Annotated in this window: 20 protein-coding genes and 1 pseudogene; 19 read left to right on the top strand and 2 right to left on the bottom strand. The window is 40.7% G+C overall.

Translation table 11 applies throughout. From position 1 onward, the window contains the following. Positions 1-33 precede the first annotated feature (33 nt). The 6 genes and pseudogenes from UP17_RS14915 to UP17_RS14890 all read left to right on the top strand — a co-directional run bounded on the left by UP17_RS14915 (position 34) and on the right by UP17_RS14890 (position 6404). The gene (locus UP17_RS14915; protein WP_208857023.1) at positions 34-1620 is read left to right on the top strand and encodes a PTS system mannose/fructose/sorbose family transporter subunit IID; all 1587 of its coding nucleotides are present in this window, start codon (positions 34-36) and stop codon (positions 1618-1620) included. Positions 1621-1629: 9 nt separating this feature from the next. Then, a complete protein-coding gene (locus tag UP17_RS14910; RefSeq protein WP_061463791.1) occupies positions 1630-2331 on the top strand; it encodes an N-acetylmannosamine-6-phosphate 2-epimerase in 702 nt (233 codons plus the stop codon). Positions 2332-2884: 553 nt separating this feature from the next. After that, positions 2885-4144, top strand: a complete 1260-nt coding sequence (locus UP17_RS14905; protein ID WP_284149533.1) for a Glu/Leu/Phe/Val family dehydrogenase — start codon at positions 2885-2887, stop codon at positions 4142-4144. A gap of 34 nt (positions 4145-4178) precedes the next feature. After that, positions 4179-4469 (top strand): SAV0927 family protein, encoded by a 291-nt coding sequence (locus tag UP17_RS14900; protein WP_061463788.1) that lies wholly within the window; start codon positions 4179-4181, stop codon positions 4467-4469. 17 nt (positions 4470-4486) lie between these two features. Beyond that, positions 4487-4735 (top strand): biotin/lipoyl attachment domain-containing protein, encoded by a 249-nt coding sequence (locus tag UP17_RS14895; protein WP_061463786.1) that lies wholly within the window; start codon positions 4487-4489, stop codon positions 4733-4735. A gap of 312 nt (positions 4736-5047) precedes the next feature. Beyond that, positions 5048-6404, top strand: a pseudogene (locus UP17_RS14890) (IS1182 family transposase). A 175-nt stretch (positions 6405-6579) separates the two neighbouring features. On the opposite strand, the gene UP17_RS14885 reads toward UP17_RS14890, so the two are convergent. After that, positions 6580-7320, bottom strand: coding sequence for an IclR family transcriptional regulator (locus UP17_RS14885; protein WP_061463784.1), 741 nt, complete (start codon positions 7318-7320; stop codon positions 6580-6582). 179 nt (positions 7321-7499) lie between these two features. Between UP17_RS14885 and UP17_RS14880 the strand changes: the two genes are divergently transcribed. The 8 genes from UP17_RS14880 to UP17_RS14845 all read left to right on the top strand — a co-directional run bounded on the left by UP17_RS14880 (position 7500) and on the right by UP17_RS14845 (position 16416). Then, positions 7500-8378 (top strand): dimethylarginine dimethylaminohydrolase family protein, encoded by an 879-nt coding sequence (locus tag UP17_RS14880; protein WP_061463782.1) that lies wholly within the window; start codon positions 7500-7502, stop codon positions 8376-8378. Then, entirely contained in the window at positions 8375-9988 is a 1614-nt protein-coding gene (locus UP17_RS14875) for a M20/M25/M40 family metallo-hydrolase (RefSeq protein ID WP_061463780.1), read from the top strand. Before UP17_RS14880 ends, UP17_RS14875 begins: the two co-directional genes overlap by 4 nt. 85 nt (positions 9989-10073) lie before the next feature. Further along, positions 10074-11528 carry a YfcC family protein gene (locus UP17_RS14870; RefSeq protein WP_081108840.1) on the top strand — a complete coding sequence of 485 codons (1455 nt, stop codon included), beginning with the start codon at positions 10074-10076 and terminating at the stop codon, positions 11526-11528. Between the two features lie 54 nt (positions 11529-11582). After that, positions 11583-12770 carry an amidohydrolase gene (locus UP17_RS14865; protein WP_061463778.1) on the top strand — a complete coding sequence of 396 codons (1188 nt, stop codon included), beginning with the start codon at positions 11583-11585 and terminating at the stop codon, positions 12768-12770. Positions 12771-12981: 211 nt separating this feature from the next. Continuing rightward, positions 12982-13743: a dimethylarginine dimethylaminohydrolase family protein gene (locus UP17_RS14860; protein ID WP_061463776.1), complete on the top strand. Its 762-nt coding sequence runs from the start codon at positions 12982-12984 to the stop codon at positions 13741-13743. Positions 13744-13794: 51 nt separating this feature from the next. Then, positions 13795-15210 (top strand): amino acid permease, encoded by a 1416-nt coding sequence (locus tag UP17_RS14855; RefSeq protein ID WP_061463774.1) that lies wholly within the window; start codon positions 13795-13797, stop codon positions 15208-15210. A 233-nt stretch (positions 15211-15443) separates the two neighbouring features. Then, a complete protein-coding gene (locus UP17_RS14850) occupies positions 15444-15893 on the top strand; it encodes an SRPBCC family protein (protein WP_349817574.1) in 450 nt (149 codons plus the stop codon). Between the two features lie 184 nt (positions 15894-16077). Further along, a complete protein-coding gene (locus tag UP17_RS14845; RefSeq protein WP_061463771.1) occupies positions 16078-16416 on the top strand; it encodes a VOC family protein in 339 nt (112 codons plus the stop codon). 234 nt (positions 16417-16650) lie between these two features. Here the strand turns inward: UP17_RS14845 and UP17_RS14840 are convergent, their stop codons facing one another. Further along, on the bottom strand, positions 16651-18483 hold the full coding sequence (locus UP17_RS14840; RefSeq protein WP_061463769.1) for a sigma-54 interaction domain-containing protein: 1833 nt from the start codon (positions 18481-18483) through the stop codon (positions 16651-16653). Positions 18484-18668: 185 nt separating this feature from the next. Between UP17_RS14840 and UP17_RS14835 the strand changes: the two genes are divergently transcribed. The 5 genes from UP17_RS14835 (at position 18669) to UP17_RS14815 (ending at position 22910) form a co-directional block, all read left to right on the top strand. Then, positions 18669-18872: a hypothetical protein gene (locus UP17_RS14835; RefSeq protein WP_061463767.1), complete on the top strand. Its 204-nt coding sequence runs from the start codon at positions 18669-18671 to the stop codon at positions 18870-18872. A gap of 87 nt (positions 18873-18959) precedes the next feature. Further along, positions 18960-20372, top strand: coding sequence for a purine-cytosine permease family protein (locus UP17_RS14830; RefSeq protein WP_061463765.1), 1413 nt, complete (start codon positions 18960-18962; stop codon positions 20370-20372). A 47-nt stretch (positions 20373-20419) separates the two neighbouring features. After that, positions 20420-21409: a heme-dependent oxidative N-demethylase family protein gene (locus tag UP17_RS14825; protein ID WP_061463763.1), complete on the top strand. Its 990-nt coding sequence runs from the start codon at positions 20420-20422 to the stop codon at positions 21407-21409. Between the two features lie 11 nt (positions 21410-21420). After that, positions 21421-21939: a hypothetical protein gene (locus UP17_RS14820; RefSeq protein ID WP_061463761.1), complete on the top strand. Its 519-nt coding sequence runs from the start codon at positions 21421-21423 to the stop codon at positions 21937-21939. A gap of 29 nt (positions 21940-21968) precedes the next feature. Then, entirely contained in the window at positions 21969-22910 is a 942-nt protein-coding gene (locus tag UP17_RS14815) for a PDR/VanB family oxidoreductase (RefSeq protein WP_061466123.1), read from the top strand. Positions 22911-22931: the final 21 nt, after the last annotated feature.

The raw sequence follows: 22931 nt of genomic DNA, 5'->3' as shown, positions 1-22931 counted from the left end.
GAAAAGGTAGTCGATGTAAAAGGAGGAGGAAAAGTGGAAATTGAATTAATATCAGCGATTTTGTTAAGTGGTTTTGTTGCAGTTATCATGACCGAAAATTATGGGTATGGATATTGGATGATTAGCCGTCCCATTTTTGCTGGGCCATTATTGGGACTAATAATGGGAGACCTACAAACCGGATTGATTGTAGGGGCCAGTGTGGAATTGATGTTTATGGGTGTGTTACCGATTGGAGGCAGCGTTCCTCCTAATGCACAAATTGCTGGGCTAATAGGGACTATTTTTGCGATTAGTGCTGGGGGTAAGCCTGAGGTTGGAATTGCACTGGCATTACCAATCGGTATTTTAGCGCAACTTTTAATCATGTTAGCTTGGAATTTTAATATTTATCTAGTGCATCGGGCAGACAATGCTTTACAAGAACTTAATCTAAAAAGGGCAGAACGGCTACACCTTTCTGGAATAATCGTTTTTTTTACAGTTATGTTCATTCCAACTTTTTTAGCCATTTATTTTGGTAGTGGATTTGTAAATAATCTGGTAGACTTAATGCCTTCTTGGTTTATGGAAGGATTAAAGCTTACTGCAGGAATTCTACCTGCAATAGGGATGGCCATGCTCCTAAAAATGATGAACCTCAAGAAGTTTTGGTCATTTTTCCTAATTGGATTTGTTCTGACAGTCTACTTGGATCAGAATGTACTTTCAATAGCCTTGTTGGGTCTTGGAATCGCGATTAGCATTTCAGCAGTGGGAACGAAAGGAAATGATAGTGAAATTTCCCCTCATTCCTCCCGACAGAGTGAAGCTAAAACGACGATTCTGACAAAGAAAGATTTAATAAAAACATTCTTACGTTCTTTCTTCAGTATGACGTCTATAAATTATGAGCGTTATGGCAGTTTAGGGTTCTGCTATGCGATATTGCCGGCACTCAAAAAACTCTATCCAAATAATCAGGATTTAAAAGAATCAGTTGTTCGTCATAATGAGTTTTTTAACTGCCACCCCTATACTTCTAATGCCATCATAGGTGTTGCTCTTGCACTTGAAGAACAACGTGCGCAAGGAAACCCTATCACCTCAGAAACAATTTCTTCTACGAAAGCCGCATTGATGGGACCACTCTCTGGAATTGGTGATTCTGTTTTTAAAGCAACTTTTATGACCATTTTTGCAGCAATCGGCGCTGGTTTGGCGTTGGATGGAAATTTACTTGGACCCATTATATTTATCGTACCAAACGTCTTGCTAAATATTTTCTCTCGTTACTACGGCATTGTCTATGGGTACCAGTTTGGGATAAGCCTAATTCTAAAAATGAAAGACTCTGATGTTCTAAATAAGTTTGTTCAGGGAGCTACTATTGTAGGATTAATGGTAACAGGATCTATGGTAGTTAATTTTGTTAAAGTAAGCGTGGCTGCTAAATGGAACTTTGGAGGCAAAGAAATAAATTTGCAAGAACTTCTTGATTCAATCTTACCTGGGCTTTTGCCCCTTCTCTTAACACTTGGTTTCTTATGGGCATTGTTTAAATATCAAAAGTCTATCTACTGGTTAATCTTACTTTCCTTTATTATAGGATTAGCAGGTAAATTCTTGGGAGTTCTTTAGGTGGTAATTATGGATGAAAAAAACGTATTGGAAGCCATTAAGAATGGATTGATAGTGTCGTGCCAGGCCAGAATAGGATGGCCGATGTATGGGGCTGATATCATGGGCGCATTAAGCAAGGCTGCAGAAAAAGGAGGCGCCGTTGGTATTAGGGCTACCGGGCCAGAAAATATTAAAGCGATTAAAAAGGTAACAAAATTGCCTGTATTAGGTATTCACAAACAATGGATAGAAGAATGTGAAGTTTATATTACTCCTACCTATGAAAGTGCAACAAGCATCATTGAGGCTGGAGCGTCTATAGTAGCTTTAGATGGAACTCAACGAAAGCGCCCTCATGGAGAAACGCTAGAAAGTATCATAGGAAAAATCCATAGTGAGCATCCAAATATTTTAGTGATGGCAGATTGTGCGACTTTTGAAGAGGGACTAATCGCAGAAAAATTCGGTGCTGATATAGTAGCAACCACATTGTGTGGGTATACAGAGGAAACAAAATATGTGAAGGAGGTTGATTATGACCTTATTCGAAAACTCTCTTCTGCCTTAAAAATCCCCATCATCGCTGAAGGGCATATTCATACTAAAGATCATGCTAGAAAAGCTATTGAAAGTGGTGCTTTTGCTGTCGTGGTAGGAACGGCCATTACTCGCCCTGAAATTATCACAAAAAGGTTTGTAGACGAGTTAAACCTGTTAGCTGAAAAATAGAAGTTTCAATATAATATATTTTGAGTATTTATCTTTTAAGTTTAACAGTCGGTTCCTAGGACTCACTACCTTTTGATTAGTCGGTACCATCCCTGGCATCTGCATCATAAAAATCAACGACACTTTATCAGGATAAGCAAAAAAAGAGCACTCAATGAATGTTTTTACATTTATCGGGTGCTCTTTTGGGTTTTATTGGAGTAAGGGGAAATCGACGGATGTATGGATTTTTATTAATTTGGGATCATCAGGAATGAGGTATAGATAATGAAAGAGTATTTTGGGATCAGTTTTAACATGAGAAACAAAAAAAGCTCAAAAGAACGTTTTTCCATTTAATGAAATTCCTTTAGGTATTTAATCATCATTTTTTACATATGCAAATCTGAATTGCTTATGAATTAATACATATGCTTGATGATTGAATGTGTGGTGTTGATGAATGCAAATGGCGGTCTATTGCTATACACACTATCTCCTCAAAGTTGGCATGAAAGTTGCTTAATAAGTTATAAGAACAAAAGTGAGGTGCAAAATGACAGGGGAGATTAAGATGATTGAAAAACGTCAATTGGATAATCCACTGCAAGAATTCCAGGATATTTTAAAAGAAGCCATTCAAGTTTTGGACTATCCAGATTTGGTTTTTGATTTTTTAAAAGCACCAATGCGTTTTCTGGAAGTCTGTATTCCTATTCAAATGGATACTGGGGAGACAAGGATGTTTCAAGGATATCGGGCCCAACATAATGATGCTGCCGGTCCAACGAAAGGGGGGATTCGTTTTCACCCGGATGTCACTCCTGAAGAAGTTAAGGCATTGGCAGGATGGATGAGTTTGAAATGCGGAATAACCGATCTCCCATATGGAGGGGCAAAGGGTGGCATTGTGTGTGATCCCAGACAGATGAGTTCATCAGAGCTAGAACGATTAAGCCGAGGGTATGTCAGGGCGGTCAGTCAAATAGTGGGACCTACAAAGGATATTCCGGCACCGGATATGTATACGAATTCCCAAATCATGGCCTGGATGCTTGATGAATACGATCACATCAGGGAATTCGATTCACCCGGCTTTATTACAGGAAAGCCACTCACATTAGGTGGATCGAAGGGCAGGGAAAAGGCTACTTCCAAGGGAGTATTATATACACTTCAAATGGTAAGTGATTTAAAGGGGATTCCTATTGAAGGTATGCGGGTAATCATTCAGGGTTTCGGGAATGTCGGCAGTCATTTAGCTATGTATTTATATGAAATGGGGGCTAAGGTTGTCGGTATAGCAGATGAGCTTGGAGGTCTATATGACCCGAATGGCTTAGACGTTGCTTACCTTTTGGAGAACAGGGACTCTTTTGGAGTCATTTCGAATTTATACAAAGATACATTATCCAATCAAGAATTATTGGAAAAAGAGTGTGATGTGCTGATTCCCGCAGCTATTAGCGGGGTGGTGAATAAAGATAATGCAAAACGATTAAAATGTGAAATTGTGATCGAAGCAGCAAATGGGCCGACAACAAAAGAAGCAATCAAGATTCTCGATGAAAAAGGCATAGTGCTAGTCCCGGATATTTTGGCGAATTCAGGAGGGGTGATAGTCTCGTATTTTGAATGGTGCCAGAACAACCAAGGTTATTACTGGACGGAAGAGCTTGTTGATGAACGATTGAAGGAAAAGATAACAGCCAGCTTTTTGAATGTCTATCATACTTCCCAAAAATATTCCGTGAATATGAAAGTAGCTGCATATATCGAAGGAATTCGCAAAATAGCAGAAGCATCCCGGCTTCGGGGGTGGGTCAGGTTCTGAAGGAATTGGGGCTTACAAGAAAGGAGGCTATCCTTTGAATTTTGATATTCTATCCGAAAATAAAGAAAACCAAGCCATTCATCATTATTGCTTATTGTCACAAGATTATAGATATGATGTGACCATTGTATATTCGGCCCAGTTTTTAGGTAAAGCAATGGTGACCTCCATTCAAAGCGGAAGAATGATCCTGTTGTGTGCCAATGATATTAATTTAGATCAGTACTGGGCTCCGACCCTTGGAATTGAACAAGAAGATATACCGGATTTCCAAGACTTTCTCAAGTTAGTTCTACAATCTCCATTTCATTTTGAAGAATATTGAAGGAAGGAATGATGTAAATGTATGTTGATGTGATTCTTAGCCCTTGTGATGGCTCGGTTGAAAAAATTTCAATATCCAAAAATTCCAGATTCTACGAATGGGAACCGTTATTTCAGATAAAGAAGGAAGATGGGGGTGTGGAAATCATTGATATTGGTGTCAGCGGAGAGGTGGAGTCATTGGAGGTAATGGAGGGTGAACCAGTTGTGGCTGGAGAGGTCCTCGCCTATTTTAAAGAAGATTCATTCGTGACAGGCAGCGATTAATTTAAAACGAAAAAGAAGATGAAATGATTCATCTTCTTTCAGACTGTAGACAAACTCGAGGAAAATCGAGTTTGTCTATTTTTTATGAGTTGTACAATTTGGCCGTTGATTTCCACTCCAGGCACTCGCTTTCCGCGGGCGGTCGGGGAGCCTCCTCGGCTTTCGCCTGCGGGGTCTCCCCTAGACGCGCTTTTCCCGCAGGAGTCTCGTACCTTCCGTTCCAATCAACTTTGTCTTATCTTTTAGATAAACACTTTTGCCCTGAGTCGCTTTTGTTTTAAAATAGAAGTATTAAAACTTGAGGTGATGAGGATGCTTTCGAAACATGACTCTATTCAGCGAGATCAACTTGAAATGATTACGTTAGATCAACTGGTGCCACCGAACCATTTGGTTCGTAAACTAGAGGCTGCCATTGACTTCACTTTCATTTATGACTTGGTGAAAGATATGTATTCAGAGGTAGGACGCCCAAGTATTGATCCAGTTATTTTAGTTAAACTGACATTCATTCAATATACCTTCGGTATTCGTTCCATGCGTAAAACGATTGAAGAAGTTGAAACCAATATGGCTTACCGTTGGTTCTTAGGCTATGGTTTCCATGATAAAGTACCTCATTTCTCTACGTTTGGGAAAAATTATGAGCGACGCTTTAAAGATACAGACCTGTTTGAACAGATTTTCTACGCATTTTAATGACAGCTGCTAATAAAAAGTTAATAAGTGCTGAACACGTTTTCGTGGATTCCACACATGTGAAAGCCAGTGCGAATAAACGGAAATTTGAAAAGAAAATCGTTCGTAAAGAAACACGAGCGTATCAAGGGCGTCTTCAAGAAGAAATCAATCAAGATCGTGAAAACCATGGAAAGAAGCCTTTTCCATCAGATAAATTTGATAAAGAAGAGACCAAAGAGATTAAAGAAAGTACAACGGATTCTGAGAGTGGCTACTATGTGAAAGATGAACGAACAAAACAGTTTGCCTATTCATTCCACGCAGCCGCAGACCGCAACGGTTTTGTATTGGGAACGATTGTAACACCTGGAAATATACATGACAGTCAGATCTTAGAGCCACTAGTTGAACAAGTGATTGAGAAAATTGGAAAACCGGAAGCCGTTGCCGCAGATGTAGCTTATAAAACACCAGCGATTACAAGCTACCTATTTAACAAAGAAATCATACCGGCTTTACCTTATACACGTCCTCGCACCAAAGAAGGATTTTTCCGCAAACAGGACTATTATACGATGAACATTTTGATTGTTACCTTTGTCCTTCGGGAGAGCTATTAAAGTACTCAACAACCAATAAAGAGGGCTATCGCGAGTATAAATCACCCAAACACACTTGTACGACATGCTCATTTTTATCTCAGTGTACAGAAAGCAAAGACCATCAAAAAGTGGTGACACGGCATATTTGGCAAACACATGTGGAAGAAGCAGATCATCTGCGTCATCATCAAGATATAAAAACTATATATGCGAAACGTAAAGAAACGATTGAGCGTGTATTCGCAGATGCAAAAGAAAAGCATGGTATGCGTTGGACAACTTTAAGGGGACTTAAAAAATTGTCGATGCAGGCGATGTTTACTTTCGCTGCCATTAATTTAAAGAAGATGGCCAATTGGACATGGGGAGGTCCAAAAATGGCCTAACATAGTGGGCTCGTAGAGCCCCAATCTCCTAACTTCAGGCAAAAATTCAAAGGGAATCTCAAAAAGGGGTTCGGAATTTTTTAATTCCGAACCCCTTTTGTCTACAAACTGAAAGAAGATGAAATGATTCATCTTCTTTTTTCGCTTAACCGTTAATTCTCCGATGCACCTTTATTCATTGTCCCCTATACCCCAATTTTGACGAAACCCGGTTGCCAGTTTCCATCACATTCTCAATGAGGAACTCAAGTCTATCTTCTGTCAGGTTAAAGCTCACAAATCCAATGCTCACTGCCCCGTGCACTTCCCCAAAATGGTTCAGTATCGGAACGGCTACAGAACATGTTCCTTCTGTCCTTTCGCTGTGACTGATTCCATATCCCTTCTTTTTAGTCTCTTGCAATATATCCCAAAAAGCTGCTCTTTCTTGAATTGGCAAAAGAGCATCTACGATTTTTTTAGCTTGATTATATGGCATATAGGCCAGCATCACTTTATTAGCAGCTCCAATATGCATAGGTACTCGTGAGCCGAGCTGGTCATAAACCCGGATTTGGCTTTTTTCACTGTCGATTCGTTCGATAACGAGTGACTCCATACCGATTGGCTGGCTAAGATACACGCTTTCCTCCACTTTGTTCATCAGCCTTTCTAGTTCAGGCCTAATTTGACTGATGTAATCCATTTTGTCATACATACGCAAACCATTTTCGAGCCAAATATTCCCTAAACCATATTGTTTAGATTGTCCATCCTGTTGAATTAATCCATGCTTGGACATTGCTTTTAATAATCGATGCATGGAACTGACAGGAAGCTCACATTCTTGAGAAAGTTCCGTAATTGATAGCCAGTTTTCCGATGAATTGGAAACTAGCACTTTTATAACGTTCATGGCACGGTCAATCGATTGCATAAACAAACCACCTATCTTTCATTACAAGTTGAATAAAACTTTGATTTATTTGAATATTTAAAACATATTGACATTATACCAAATTTAATTTTATAATAAAAGAAAAAATTCCTATTAGCGGAAACGTTTTCCGCTCTGCGGAAAAAAGGGGGGGAGAGTCAGTGACATATTGTTCGTCTATGTTCAAACCTTTGGAACGTGTCATTGTAAAACATCCGAAAGAAGCTTTTATTAGTCAAGAGCATTTAAGCCAAGCATGGCAGAACTTCAACTTTGCGGAAGAGCCAGATTTCAACGAAGCCCTAACAGAGTATGGTGACTTTATTTCCATTTTGGAGAAATATGTTCCAAACATCGATTATTTGCCAGCATCTTCGCTAGTCGGCATTGACTCCTTATATGCCCATGATCCGGTCAAATTCACAAGCCAAGGAGCGATTATTTTAAAGTCCGGAAAAGAATTGAGGCAGCCTGAAGCTGATGTATATAAGGAATATTGTCTAGAAAAGAACATCCCGATTATTGGGTATTTAACGGGTGAAGCGGTCGCGGATGGCGGTGATATCATTTGGCTTGATGATAAGACGCTTGTTGTCGGACATGGTTATCGTACAAACGCTGAAGCCATTCGGCAATTAAAAGAAATGACCACTCATCTAGTGGATGAATTCATCGTAGTTCAGCTTCCGCATGATCAAGGTGAGGCAGAGTGTCTCCATCTTATGTCTTTCATCAGCATGGTAGACCAGGATTTAGCGGTAGTTCATTCTCGGCTTATGCCAGTCTTTTTCAGAAAACTGCTTATTGAACGAGGCATTCAGCTTATCGAAGTGCCGGATGATGAGTATGTGAACTTAGGCTGCAATGTGCTTGCCATTGCTCCGCGGGTTTGTGTGATTTCTTCTGGTAACGCTTACACAAAGCAAAAGCTTCTTGATGAAGGAGCGACAGTTTATGAATACAAAGGGACAGAAATCAGTTACAAAGGCACTGGCGGCCCAACTTGTTTAACCTGCCCGGTGGTTCGTACAAATATTAATGAAGGGGGATTGGAATGAGTCAATTACTATGGGGTACTCCAGAAACGCTCCGTACCTTGTTATGTGAACTTGTTAGCTGGGAAAGCCGTACTCTTACATTAGGGGAACGGATGTTTCCGTATAAGGTGCAAGATAAATTGAGGGAGCTTGATTATTTTAAAAGGAATCCGTCGCACTTATCACTTCGTGAAGCTGATTTAGGGAGGAATTTTGTCACTGCCTTTTATAAACATCCCGATAGCAAGGAGACCGTTGTATTAATTAGTCATTTTGATACGGTTCATACTGATGAATACGGTGATCTTGAGACTCTTGCATTTCAACCAGAGGAGCTCACGAAAAAACTTCATGACAGGAAAGATGAACTGCCGGAAGAAGCGCGCATTGATCTTGAATCGGGAAAGTACTTGTTTGGTAGAGGAACGATGGATATGAAAATGGGGCTTGCCCTTCATATGGCTATCATCGAAAAGGCAAGTATCGAACAATGGCCGATCAATCTCATGCTGTTAACGGTTCCTGATGAGGAAGTGAATTCTGCGGGAATGAGGGCTGCTGTTAAAGAACTTGTGGCTTTACGTGATAAATATGACCTTTCCTATAAAATGTTTTTTAATAGTGAACCGTCCTTTTCACAGAAACCGGGTGATAATAGACATTATATTTATTCCGGAACTTTGGGGAAAATCATGCCGGCTGCCCTTTTTTATGGGAAAGAAACTCATGTGGGTGAGCCATTAAAGGGCATAACGGCTAACTATATAGCCTCGTTCCTCACGCAGCTCATGGAGTGGAACACTCTTTTTCTGGAAAGTGATCTTGGCGAGGAAACACCTTTACCCGTATCGCTTCAGCAAAAAGATCTAAAACTGCAATATTCAACACAGACACCTTATCGGGCAGCCGCGCTTTATAATGTGTTCATTATGAAAAGAACAGCTGCAGAAATAATGGATCTATTCGAGCAGGTTGCAAACGAAGCAGCAATGAAATGCAATGAATCTTATAAAGAGCTTTGTCTGCGTGAACAAATTGAAGGTGTGGGCGAAGTGAAAGTATTGCGCTACGAAAAGTTACTTTCATATGCCGAGGGCAAATTTGGCGTGAGTTTTGTTGAGCAAATAAAGAGTGATGTTAAAGAAAACATGGATTTGGATGAGCGGGAAAAATCAGTGCGGATCGCTGAAAAATTGATGATACAGTGTCAGGAGCTTTCACCCGCCATTGTATTGCTGTTCGCACCGCCATATTATCCAGCCGTCAATACGTCCGATGATCCGCTTATTTTGGAATCTGTGAAATTAATGAAGGAAACTGCCAGCATGCTTGATGAAGAAGTCAGCCAAATTCATTATTTTAATGGCCTTTGCGATTTAAGCTATGTTAAATATAGCGATGAGTCTGATGGCTGGACGGCTTTTGAAAAAAATACACCAGTCTGGGGCGATACTTACAGCATTCCTTTTGCAGATATGCAAAAACTTCAGGCACCCGTACTTAATGTGGGTCCGTTCGGCAAGGATGCACACCAGCGTACTGAGCGCCTTCACATCGATAGCGCCTTCGTCCATACGCCCGTTATGCTGGAGAAGTTAATAAAGAGTATGTTTAAGTGTTTGGTTGAATAGTGAAAAAGGGGGATCCTGCACCTCAGCAGGAAAAACCAGAAAGATATCAGCTCATAAAGTATTAAACTTTAACTGGGGGCCTATTATGAATAACCTGCCTGAAGGTCAAATCACTTCCGAGCCGCTTAATCAGAAAAAAAAGCCACTTAACCAACTAACGGAGTTACCGGAAAAAGGGATAAATCCTTTTGTCTTAATGTTCATCGTAATTGTAATAGTGACAGTTTTAACCTACGTCTTACCTGCAGGCCAATATGAAAGAATCGAAAAAGATGGCCGAAGTGTAGTCGATCCCGCTTCTTTTGAATTTGTTGAATCAACACCAGTTGGGCTATTGGAAATGTTCAGCAGTATTCACGCAGGGATGATTGAAGGAGCGTCCATTATCTTGTTTGTCTTTTTATTTGGCGGTGCTCTCGGAATCATGCAGGCAACAGGAGCATTGGATTCATTCATTAAGTTTGTGGCTGTACGTTTCGGAACAAAAGAAAAATTGCTCATTCCGTTGATGGTATTGATTTTCGCATCATTAGGTACACTGATCGGTTCTGCAGAAGATGCGTTAGTTTATATCGCAATCATTGTTCCGATGACGATTGCATTAGGCTTTGATGCACTTACAGGGTTTGCAATCGTTGTCCTTGGAACATTGGCGACTGGATTTATTTCCGGTATTACGAACCCTTTTAATGTAGGAGTTGCCCAAAGTATTGCTGAACTGCCCATGTATTCGGGAATGGGATTGCGCATCGCACTTCTTGCAGTGTTTTATATTATTACAGTATTGTACATCTATTTCCATGCAATGAAAGTGAAAAGAAACCCTGAACTAGGGGAGTATGGGAAATTCAGGCGGAAAGATCATGCACATCTTGATAAAAACTTTAGGATGAGTAAAAGACATAGCGTTGCTTTAATTGTTCTATTGGTGAATTTCATCCTATTAGTATATGGAGTTATTAAATTAGGATGGTATATAAGTGAAATTGGCGGCTTGTTTTTATTAAGCGGGATCATAATGGGACTAATTGGAGGATTAACTCCCTCCAAGATGGCTAATGGTTTTATTTCAGGAGCAGGCGATATGGTTTCAGGGGCATTGATAATAGGTGTTGCGCAGACCATCTTGGTCATCATTACAAGTGGCGGGATGCTGGATACCATTTTATATTATGCTGCAGGATTGGTTGAGCAGCTTCCTCCCGCCATAAATGCAATCGGAATGTTCATTGTCCAATTATTCCTTAACTTCATTGTTCCATCTGGAAGTGGGCAAGCAGCATTGACGATGCCGATTATGGCTCCATTAGCTGATTTAATGGGTGTGACAAGACAAACGGCCGTGTTAGCTTTCCAATTAGGGGATGGGATATCGAATATGATATTTCCGACTTCCGGAGTGCTATTGGCTGGACTGGCAGTGGCGGGCATATCGTTAACGAAATGGGTGAAATGGGTATTTCCCTATCTTTTGATTCAGATTGCGGTAGCGATTATCTTTTTGATCATTGCTCAAAGCATACAGTATGGCCCTTTTTAAAGGTTCGAGAAGTCTGAATATTGGCACTAAATTAATAGGGAGGAGGCAATCATGATGAAGTCAAAACAGGAGACAGTTGTGGATGAAGTGATTTCATGGAGACGTCATTTTCACGAAAATCCGGAGCTCTCATATCAGGAGCACCAGACTTCTGAATACATCTACAAGAAATTAAAAACCTTTTCAGGATTAGAAGTGACAAGACCAACCGAAACGAGCGTTTTAGCGGTTCTCAAAGGAGCTAAAAAATCTGCCGGAAAATCGAATACGATCATCTTTCGTGCAGATATTGATGCACTCCCGATCGAAGAAGAAGCAGAAATTGAATTTAAATCAAAAAATCCTGGAATTATGCATGCGTGCGGACATGATGCACATGCTGCGATGTTATTAGGTGCGGCAAAAGTCCTTTCTGGAAAAAAAGAAGGGATTAGTGGAGAAATCAGGTTTATTTTCCAACATGCCGAGGAGGTTCTGCCAGGGGGAGCTCAGGAATTGGTTAAAAAAGGGGTTGTGGAAGGAGTAGATTATGCATTTGCACTGCATGTTACTCCTTATGAACGAACAGGAACAATATGTATAAGGGAAGGGGTATTCTGTGCAGCAGCCGATGATTTTGAAATTAAAATCATTGGTCAGGGCGGTCATGCGTCGACTCCGGAATTAACGGTAGATCCGCTAATCATTGGTGCAGAAATTACGACGAATATTCAACATATAGTTTCCAGAAAAATTTCAGCACTTAGGACACCAGTCATTTCAGTCACTCAGTTCCATTCTGGTAGTGCGCTCAATGTCATTCCTGAATATGCAGAAATCGGTGGTACCATTCGTTCCTTAGACTCTGAAAGCCGAGTGAAAGCAAGGGAGTATCTAGAGCAAATTGTTAAGGGGATTTCAGAAGCGCATGGGGCAAATTGTGAAATTACTTGGTATTTAGGATATCCAGCCGTAGTAAATGATAAAGCTGCTGTTGATATTTCGAGAACGGTCATGGAAGGTATGTTTGAAAAGAATCATATCATCCATGTTGACGATCCTATGTTTGGGACAGAAGATTTTTCAGCTTTTTCCGAAATCGTCCCCTCTTCCATGCAATTCATAGGCGTCCATAATAACGAGTTTGGAAAAGCATATCCTTTACACCATCCTAAATTTAAAATCGATGAGAAGGCTTTAGAGTATGGAGTAAGATATTTTGTAGGGATAGCGGATAAATTATGCAGTCATCAAAATAACTGAGAAAGCATGGGCAAATAAGAGACACCCGTAATAATTTAAGAGAGGCTTTCGGTTGTCTCTTCTCCTTCTCATACCTATATTTCTTAAGGGATACGCTTCAGGAATATTGAACAGTAAAAGGGAACAGAAATTTTCATTTAAAGCAGGGGAGTTGAAACTATTAATTTCCCACATTTTAAAAAGATAAGCTACCTATTTAGGAGGAATATATATGTTTAAACACGCGATTGTAAGGAAGATTGGAAAAAGCTTTGTAAATGGCTTAACAACATCGGATTTAGGAAACCCGGATTATGAAAAAGCACTTGTACAGCACGAGGCTTATGTAGAAGCATTAAAACGCTGCGGTGTGAAAGTGACCGTTCTCGAAACGGATGAAAGATATCCTGATTCTACGTTTGTAGAAGATACTGCCGTGTTGACGCCAAAATGTGCCCTTGTAACCAATCCTGGTGCAGAAAGCCGGAATGGTGAGATTGATGAAATGAAAGAAGTTTTAAAGGACTTTTATGACACAATCGAATATATCCAATCTCCAGGTATGTTAGATGGCGGAGATGTCATGCAAGTTGAAGATCACTTCTATGTTGGCCTATCAACTAGAACAAATGAAGCAGGTGCTCTGCAATTCAAAGATATTATGGGTAAGTATGGTTATGATACGTCCATCATTCCCCTTAAGGAATTCTTTCATTTAAAAACGGGTGTCAATTACCTTGGAGACAATAATTTATTAGTGGCTGGGGAATTCATTAATCACGAGGCTTTTTCTGGCTTCAATCAAATAACCGTAAAACAGGAAGAAGGATATTCGGGTAACTGCGTCCGAATGAACGACTGCGTTATTGTCCCGAAAGGATTTAAAGGAACAAAGAAAAAAATTGAAGAGTTGGGATACACAGTGATTGAAGTGGAAATGTCAGAATTTCAAAAACAAGATGGCGGCCTTAGTTGTCTCTCATTGAGGTTCTAAGATGGTTTGGGAGAAGAACTAGGCTAATAGATAAGATAAGGACGTGATTTTATGGGGTATGGACTGGAAAATAATGATCAGCTGCAACGCTCAATGAAAAGACGCCATTTATTTATGCTCTCGCTTGGCGGCGTTATTGGTACAGGGCTTTTTTTAAATGCTGGATATACAATTAACCAAGCGGGGGCCGGAGGGGCTCTGCTTGGTTACCTTGCCGGCGGTCTTATTTTGTATATGGTGATGGTCTGTCTTGGCGAGCTAGCCGTTCATATGCCGGTAACAGGTTCATTCCAAAAATATGCTGCCGAATATATTGGGCCTTCCGCTGGTTTTTCGCTAGGATGGATGTATTTCGTCGGTTCAGCCGCAACTGCAGGAGTTGAGTTTACGGCAGCAGGAATATTGATGAAACAATGGTTCCCCCATAGTCCCACCTGGATTTGGTGTGCTGTGTTCATTGTGCTTTTATTTACATTGAATGCATTAACGACAAGAGGTTTTGCAGAGGCGGAATATTGGTTTGCCGGAATAAAAATCGTTGCAGTGATTTTGTTTATCGTGATTGGCATCGCTGGCATCTTTGGTTTTGTCTCTTTATCTGATCGTCCAACCCCATTCTTTGAGAATCTAGCTCCTTCTGGTCTTTTTCCAGCAGGGGGCATTACAATTATCTTTGTGACAATGATGAATGTAATTTTTTCTTATCAAGGCTCTGAACTGATAGGAATAGCAGCAGGGGAAAGTGAAAAACCTGAAGAGAACATACCTAAAGCCATTCGAAATGTACTTTTTAGAATCATTGTTTTTTACATTGCGTCCATTATTATCCTTTCTGCCATATTCCCTTCTTCTGAATTAGGCTTATTGGAAAGTCCCTTTGTAACTTTGATGAAGATTGCGGGGGTTCCTTATGCAGCAGGCATCATGAATTTCATTATTTTAACGGCTATTCTTTCTGTGGGGAATTCATGTCTTTATGCATCTACACGCTTGCTTTGGTCGATGGCCCATGATGGAATGGCACCTAAGGTATTTGGTGTTTTGTCCAATAGGAAAGTGCCATTGAATGCCCTTCTATTTACCATATCTTTTTCACTTCTATCGTTATTAACCAGCTTCATTGCTGCTGATACTGTGTTCGTGATACTCATGTCAATCGCGGGGATATCCGTCACGATCTCATGGATGGGAATTGCTTTATCGCAATACATGTTTCGAAGGAAATTTATAAAAGCAGGTGGGAAAATGGAAGAATTACAATACAAAGTGCCTTTTTATCCATTTGTCCCATTATTTTGTCTAGGCTTTTGCTTGCTGATTCTAGTATTCCTTGCCTTTGATCCTACTCAACGAGTTGGACTGATTTATGGAATAGGATTTTTGGTAGCCTGTATATTATTCTATAAATTTAAATTGGCTAAGAAAGTAGAGTCAAACACTAACTTTGAAAATGAAAAAATATTGTAATAAAGTTTTATAAGATTGCCCGTTCGTATTAAAAGGTTAGCCAGTTTATTTTACTGGTTGACTTTTTTATTTTTTAGTTGCGGTCACTTGGATGATTATTACTGAAACGGAAGGAAAATACTTACATTGTGACGAAGTAGAAGGAATATCTTAATAAAAAAGCAGAAGGAGGAATGCCAGATAACAAAGTGACTAACAACATCAGAACGAGCTTAGAGGGGCGGGATCTCGTCATGGAAGGTATATTTGACGGGCCGCGGGACCTTGTTTTTAAAGCGTTTTCGAATTCTGAGCGATTGGCTAGCTGGTGGGGACCGAGTGGGTGGCAAACAGAAAATCGGGAGTTTAATTTTAAGCCTGACGGCGTATGGCATTATTGCATGCGATGCAAAGATGAAAAACAAGGTGAATTTTATGGCCAAGAATCTTGGGGGAAAGCTGTTTATCAAGAAATAATCGTACCGGAGAAGAATGTCTACACGGACATGTTTGCAGGTGAAGAATGCAACTCAGCCGGTGGTATGCCTGTTACACTGGTAACGATGACGTTTGTTGAAAACGAGGGAGACAAAACTTATCATGAGTTCTCGATTCGCTTCAGTCGAGGGACTTCAGCAATTGATGGGATTGGGTGTGGGCCAAGGATGTGCCTCACAATTTTACCGCCTCGACGACCTTCTTGAAAAGCTTCAGCAGATAGGGTAACAAGTATAAGGTGCTATTTAACAGCTTCAGTCATATAAGAAATGCGATTCTTACTTAAGCAGGATCGCTTTTTCTTAAGCTGCTAAGGGCAGTGAAGCATGTGGAAAATTAACTTTTTTTACTGCGTGACGGAAAAGAATATAATAAAATAGGGGGGGAAGAATGAAGATCAATCACATAAATTTAACAGTTAATGATGTTGCAGCATCAAGGGAGTTTTTAGAAAGGTACTTTGGATTGACATGTGCAGGAAGTCGTGGAGATGGGTTTGCTGCAATGAGAGATGATGATGGATCCATATTGACACTAATGAAAGGAAGCGATGTACAATACCCCAAGACCTTTCATGTTGGATTCATACAAGAAAATGAAGAACAAGTTAACAGGATCAATCAGCGATTGAAAGATGATGGATTCATGGTAAAACCTCCAAAACACTTACACGGATATACTTTCTATGTAGAAGCGCCTGGAGGATTTAACGTTGAAGTACTGTGTTAACGACTTACCTGGAAAGAACAGGATTTAATATTCCCTACATAAGCGTGGTCAATATTGGAAAAATCAGTTGGGTCTAGAAATTGGCTGGCGTTAATGCCATTTTAAATCTTTTATGACATTCATGTATGAAAAAGCTGACTGCAAAAGCCCGTTCAAGACGGCTCATGACATCAGCTTTTCTTTTTTTTACCCTAGTCTCCAACCGGTTTGATAGTGTATGGCTGCATCCTGAAATCAAACATGTATATTAAGCTGCTTGCGGAGACGTTGCATTTCCGAATTGAAATAGGCTTTACTGTAATCGCATCCCACAATAGCAACGATATTGCCGCCATCATCAATAATTGGCGCAAAGCTTGTTTTCCACTCACCGTATCTGTCTTCGTATATGGGAGTAACACCCGCTTTACCATTAAAAGCCTGGTAAGCGACATTAACCATCTCCGGGGGACCAATATATTCTTCCCCCGGTTCAATGACAAAGCCTTTGTCTGCAACGAGGTGAATCAGACGTCCATCCTCCGTCATGATAAATATAAAGACCCATTCAATTACGCCTTCCTTTTCTTGAATCATGGTAAGTTTTTGTTTTAATTTCTGGGAATAGGAAGTTTGCCGGTTCATATTTTTTTGTAGACTGATAACCTCTTCAGCTGGAATGATAGCTGCGGTTACAGCGGCAACGGAACGAAGCCGTTGATTTATTTGTTCTTCTAAAATGGCCCGTTTATTCACTGGTGAAAAGCTTGCTTCTTCAATTTTATTACGTAATTTTTTATATTTCCTGCTCATCGTCGGCTGACTGACTTCCAACACCTTTGCCGCTAGTTTTAATGATTTGTATTGTTCCATTGCCATGTTGATCAATTGTTCCTCCACAAGGTCGACTGCTTCTTGCAAGGGCATTAGAAAATCGATAACAGGTATTGAAGTGGGCTTGGGCCCTTTAAAAGGAAGGACCTCTTTAACCAAATCAACATCCACTTCCGGCATTCCGCTTGTAACCACAAGCCTCTCAACTGTATTTTCAAGTTCGCGCACGTTACCGGGCCATTGATAGATACATAGTAAGTCGATTGCATCCGGGGCGAAAGCTACCTTTCGTTTGTACAGTGTATTGTACTTTTGTAAAAAAAATTGAACTAGATGAGGTATTTCATCTACACGATTCCTAAGCGGCGGAAGGTGGATAGGTACGACATGAAGACGATAATATAAGTCTTCTCGAAATTCACCTTTTTTCACCATTTTTTCGAGCGATTTATTTGTTGCGGCAATCACTTGAATATCAACAGGGTGTGAGGTCGTACTTCCAATTGGTGTAACAACGCGTTCCTGAAGGACGCGAAGCAGTTTTACCTGTACGTTAAGAGGTAACTCGCCCACTTCATCCAAGAATAAGATACCCTTATGGGCCAGTGTGAATTTTCCTTTGGCTCCGTCTTTCCTGGCGCTGGTAAAAGCCCCCTCTACGTAGCCAAACAGTTCGCTTTCAATCAAGTTTTCCGGGATGGCCCCGCAATTGACAGGTATAAATGGAAAGTCCCTTCTGTTACCCATATTATGTATAGCCCTTGCAGCTATTTCCTTTCCTACACCGGATTCCCCCAATAAAAGTACAGTTGCGCTGACATCACAAACCATTTGCATTTTATGCAGAACATCAAGCATGGGTTTACTGCGGATCACAAATGGAAAAGATGGCTTCTTCGATTCCAAGAAGGGTCCCGATTGAGTCCTTGATGCATCTGGATAAGAGTCTTTAATTTCTTTGTAGGCCCAGACCCATCCGCCAGATTCAATCGGGTATGCCGTCATCAGCATCTCCGGACCCTGCCATGAGGACTGCATGAAAGATCTTTTTTCATTTTTGCCCATTACCTCTTCTGCCAAGCTTGTAGAAAATAAATCTTGTTCAACATCCTTGATGGAACCGCCGACATTAGCGGATTTGACTGTATGAAATAAGGAATTCCCTGTTCCGGTTGATTTCAGTATTGTGCCATTTTTATCTGTCACAATAAGCTGATCGTAAATAGACAAGAGTGCAGAGGTGAAGTGATCCATTATGTCTACCTGCCTTTCATTTAACTTCCTAGTTTTTATATTACAGAAATTTCACAATTGTTCAATAGTTTCAAGGATGAATATTCTTCCTATTGGGAACCCCTGTTAGCAAAGTGTTTCTGGTTGGCATGGTTATTGCAATAAAGTAAAGAGAAGGGACTAATGCAAAGGAGGGAGAAGCTATTTTGAATAAAGAGAATCAGTTCCAGCAGAATATCAATTCTGAAGATCCCTTTATTAAAAATCTATATTCAGATTTGAATGAGCGGATCAATGCGTATGAACAGGAAGATGCCGTGAAAATCGACAAAATGAAATGGAAGGATGCGACAGGTTCTATTTTTCTCATGATTTTAATCATCTCTTACTTGGTCTATACACTTTTCTAAAGTAGTTTTTTGTTTAGCTCACCCAAAACAAATACAGTCTAGTTTCCAAGCGATACAATCATTATTTTATAGTTGGGAGAGAAGCGAGTGAGTAAAGAGAATTCCTCCATTTCAAAGGATGTGGCCTTTGGCTTTTTACCGGCAAGTAAAAGTGATCGGATTTTTAACCTTCGGGATTTAATTTTAGTACAGGTGGTTATTGGCCTCTCATCTTTTGGGCTGTTAACTGGTGGATACACAGGTACAATGCTTGATGCGAAGCAGTCACTTGCAGCGATTTTATTCGGTAACGCCTTCCCTATGCTGTTGATTGTTCCCATTACCCTTTATTTTGCGCGGTATGGCATAGATACTTTTGTAGGGTTTCGAAGTTCACTGGGGTATCTAGGATCCAATATCTTTTTCTTTGTTTTTCTTATTCTGACTCTCGGCTACATTTCCATTGCGCTTTTCATGTCCGGCCAGGCGTTAGCAGAGGCTGCTAATTGGATGGGGATGCCCGCCATTTTCTCAAGCCAAGCAACTGGAGCGCCGTTTTTCTCGATTTTACTCTTCATCTGTGCATTCCTTGTAACGGTGAGGGGACCGATAGCGATTCAAAAATATACCGCAGTAGCCGTTCCGGTATTTATGGTTCTCATGTTTGGCGTTCTTGCAATAGTATTGTTTGGCCAGGGTTTCACTAACGTTGCTCATATACTTCCTTCCGAGCCATTTGAATCGAATTCTCGTTCATTCGCGACAGCCCTGGAATTAAATATCGGTCTCGGCTTCTCATGGCTTCCATACCTTGGGCAATACAGCCGTTTATCTAAAACAGAAGGAGGAGCATTTAAAGCAGGATTCTACAGCTATGGAATCATCGTATGTATCGCTGCTTTAGTTGGGGCCCTTGCTGCATTAGTCGCTGGTTCACTTAATCCTTCTGACTGGATGTTTTCCATCGCAGGAAGTTGGGGCGGATTCATTGGCTTGATTTTACTTTCGGTTGGGAATGTTGGTGCAGCCATTTTCCTTATGTACTCACAAGCTGTCAGCTTTAAAACTGTATTCCCGAAAAAGTCATGGATGGTTGCGATGGGAACAACCGTACCGGCTATATTCTTACTTCTAAGCTCGACGTTCTACGATGCATTTGGTTCATTCATTGCTGTCATTTCCTTTATTATGGCTGTTCTTGGCGGCATTGTCGTTGCAGATTACTTTTTTGTAAAGCGCCAACGCATTTCTATAAGGGATTTGTATGACACACAAGGCTCTTATACTTATTGGAAAGGCATTAACCCGTCGGCCGTTCTCACGGTGGTCATAGGAACGATCGTTTACTGGGCACTCTATAATCCATTGACTTTTGAAGCAAGTGACTTTTTCCTTCATACAGCTGCCGGAATTCCAACATACTTTGTCGCTTTAGTCACCTACTATGTTTCATCTAAATACATTTTCCGTTTTGAAGTTGACATGGAGCGTCCATCCGTTGAATTAAAGGAAGCTAAATAGATAAAAACTCACTTTAAAAAAACTAGGGAACGAGAGGAGATTGTTCAATGTTTACACAAAGTTTAGATTTCAAAACAACTGATTTAGATACATTCCCATTTCCATTCACTTCAGGTAACTATCGTTATTCAAACGATTTGAAAAGACTCTCAAACATTAACTGTATTGAAGTTACACCAGAATACAGACTCCAAGTGGAAACGAAGCGTCGTCTCCTTCAAGAACAGCCGCATATAAGGTTTCAATCTTTTTCACACACAATGGAAATGCAATGGGAAGTGTTGGAAATGCTCATCGATATGGCAACTGATCGCTATCCGGAGCATTTCGAGGTCATTAAAGATGGAGATAACTGGACTTTCAAGAACCACATTTTCGGGGAATCCGATTCTTTCGTTTATGGCGATGCCACCACGCTTCCAAATGAGCCGCTGGATTATATAGGCCGCCATTTCCACAATGATTTTGTTTTAATGGTTCATCGCGATAGTAATTTCTATTTGGAAGTGGGGCAAGTTTCATACGCCGCACTCTTCTCAGCTAACTGGAATAAAGGCATGTCCTTTGAAGAGATCCATGCACCCGTTCCATTTGTATCGCGGAAAGGCGATGAACTGGCAGATCGCGTTCGTAAGTTTTTATTATCCATTGAGCCTGGAAAGCCATGGACACGCATCAACTGGAACCTGATGGCGGACCGTTGGGATGTCAACTATGAAACGATGGATGTCTGGGGACCGCAACGTTCTGAGATAACACCGGAAAATGCAGGTAAACTAGTACGTTTGCGTGTTGAAGAACAAAAATTTTATAACATGCCGCGAAGCAACGCCATTCTTTTCGTATTGAATACACAGTTCCTGCCACTGGAGGATTTGACATTGCGCCAGGAGTGGTTTGATCTGACATATAGCGTACTGCAGGATATTCCGGAACCTATGGCTGAATATAAAGGAATTGCCCCTTTTCTTCCGCAATCGGTCGAATATTTGAATCGTATTGATGAAAAACAAAAAGCGAATCTAAACAAAAAGTAGGAGGATAGGGCATGTACAATAGTCCAGTATTGTTTGATAAATCCATTACGATCGTAAATCAATTTACTCCTCGGAATGAACGAAGAAAGTTTGTCATCATTTCTGATCAAGCTGGATATGAAAAGGCGAAACGTTTCACTTCTGAAATCGCAGGAACAGTGCCTGTTGAATGTCTTTCCATTAATGGAATGGAAGATAAAGAGGAGATTAAGAGATTCATCTTGGCACAAAAGATGGGCACCCAATTTTATATTGCGGCTGCATGGAACAATGCCGTAATGATCTTCTCGCTCGGGGTGGAAGCTGGCCTATCTGAAGCTGAGATACAGACGGTGATTATCGGGCCTAAACGGCGGTACGTATATTGCATGAAATGTTTTGAAGTGTCGGAAGTCGAAGAAGAAGCAAAGATTGCAGAATGTGACCATTGCAGTGCAAGTCTTGAAATAGGACCTTTTTATTCTATAGTAAGGGAAGGTTATATTGGTTACCCATTCATCCTTATCGGAAAAGAAGAAGTAGGGAGCTGATCGTCATGCGGGTAGTAGGAAATATTCAAATGAAAGTAAACAAGATCATTCAAGAAACTCCATTCGTAAAACAATTCGAGTTGATACCAGTTGATGGAAAACCATTGCCTGCTTTTACAGGCGGTTCGCATTTGACCACATTCATGCCGGCCGGGGATACGATATTCGAGAGAGAATACTCCCTTATCAGCAACCCAAGGGACCGTATAAAATATGCCATTTCCATTCGGCGAGATGGGGCGTCACGTGGAGGTTCCGCTTTCTGGCATGATCATATACAGTTAGATTCCAGGCTGGAAGTCAGTTTCCCTAAAAACAACTTCCCTCTCAGCTTTCGAGCAAAGCATCATGCCTTTTATGCAGCTGGAATCGGCATCACCCCATTTCTGGCAATGATGGAAGACATGGCTGCCGAAGGGCAAACCTTCGAACTCCATTATGCAGCACGCACACCGGAGTTATGTGCTTTTTATGATTTGTTAAAAGCCAAATATCCTGATCAATGTACCTTTTATTTTTCGCAGGCAGAAGACAAACACAGAATGATGCCTGAGACGATGATGGATCATCGCATTGGCACACATGTATACTTTTGCGGACCTCTCGAGATGGTACAAGAGTATCGAAAAGCTGCCAGTTCATATGGTTATCCGGAACATGCGATTCACTTTGAATTATTTGGGACAAAAAATGATGGGCCTCAAGATCCTTTCATTGTCGACCTTACAGATAGCGATCGATCCATTCACGTTCATGAAGGTGAAACTTTGCTTGATGCGCTTTTAAGGGAAGGAATTGATGCACCTTATTCTTGTAAAGTAGGCGGGTGCGGAAGTTGTGAGGTAGATGTTGCAGAAGGTGAAGTGGTTCACCGGGATAACTTCCTTAGCGAAGAAAACCGTCAAACACGCAAGTCAATCTTGACATGCTGCTCACGTGCGAAGGACGGCAGACTTGTCTTAAAACTTTAAAGATACCGTATAGGTTAAATA

It is taken from the genome of Peribacillus simplex (assembly GCF_001578185.1).
Taxonomy (GTDB): Bacteria; Bacillota; Bacilli; order Bacillales; family DSM-1321; genus Peribacillus; species Peribacillus simplex_A.
Note: the sequence above shows the minus strand (reverse complement) of the source record. Positions and strands in the feature narration are given on the sequence as shown.

What these genes read in the sequence shown, in the direction of transcription:
- UP17_RS14910 (WP_061463791.1), top strand. Translation starts at nt 1,630, where the DNA reads ATGGATGAAAAAAACGTATTGGAAGCCATTAAGAATGGATTGATAGTG.
- UP17_RS14815 (WP_061466123.1), top strand. Translation starts at nt 21,969, where the DNA reads ATGAAAGTAAACAAGATCATTCAAGAAACTCCATTCGTAAAACAATTC.
- UP17_RS14850 (WP_349817574.1), top strand. Translation starts at nt 15,444, where the DNA reads ATGGAAGGTATATTTGACGGGCCGCGGGACCTTGTTTTTAAAGCGTTT.
- UP17_RS14895 (WP_061463786.1), top strand. Translation starts at nt 4,487, where the DNA reads ATGTATGTTGATGTGATTCTTAGCCCTTGTGATGGCTCGGTTGAAAAA.
- UP17_RS14860 (WP_061463776.1), top strand. Translation starts at nt 12,982, where the DNA reads ATGTTTAAACACGCGATTGTAAGGAAGATTGGAAAAAGCTTTGTAAAT.
- UP17_RS14865 (WP_061463778.1), top strand. Translation starts at nt 11,583, where the DNA reads ATGAAGTCAAAACAGGAGACAGTTGTGGATGAAGTGATTTCATGGAGA.
- UP17_RS14845 (WP_061463771.1), top strand. Translation starts at nt 16,078, where the DNA reads ATGAAGATCAATCACATAAATTTAACAGTTAATGATGTTGCAGCATCA.
- UP17_RS14875 (WP_061463780.1), top strand. Translation starts at nt 8,375, where the DNA reads ATGAGTCAATTACTATGGGGTACTCCAGAAACGCTCCGTACCTTGTTA.
- UP17_RS14905 (WP_284149533.1), top strand. Translation starts at nt 2,885, where the DNA reads ATGATTGAAAAACGTCAATTGGATAATCCACTGCAAGAATTCCAGGAT.
- UP17_RS14840 (WP_061463769.1), bottom strand. Translation starts at nt 18,483, where the DNA reads ATGGATCACTTCACCTCTGCACTCTTGTCTATTTACGATCAGCTTATT.
- UP17_RS14885 (WP_061463784.1), bottom strand. Translation starts at nt 7,320, where the DNA reads ATGCAATCGATTGACCGTGCCATGAACGTTATAAAAGTGCTAGTTTCC.
- UP17_RS14825 (WP_061463763.1), top strand. Translation starts at nt 20,420, where the DNA reads ATGTTTACACAAAGTTTAGATTTCAAAACAACTGATTTAGATACATTC.
- UP17_RS14870 (WP_081108840.1), top strand. Translation starts at nt 10,074, where the DNA reads ATGAATAACCTGCCTGAAGGTCAAATCACTTCCGAGCCGCTTAATCAG.
- UP17_RS14880 (WP_061463782.1), top strand. Translation starts at nt 7,500, where the DNA reads ATGTTCAAACCTTTGGAACGTGTCATTGTAAAACATCCGAAAGAAGCT.
- UP17_RS14855 (WP_061463774.1), top strand. Translation starts at nt 13,795, where the DNA reads ATGGGGTATGGACTGGAAAATAATGATCAGCTGCAACGCTCAATGAAA.
- UP17_RS14820 (WP_061463761.1), top strand. Translation starts at nt 21,421, where the DNA reads ATGTACAATAGTCCAGTATTGTTTGATAAATCCATTACGATCGTAAAT.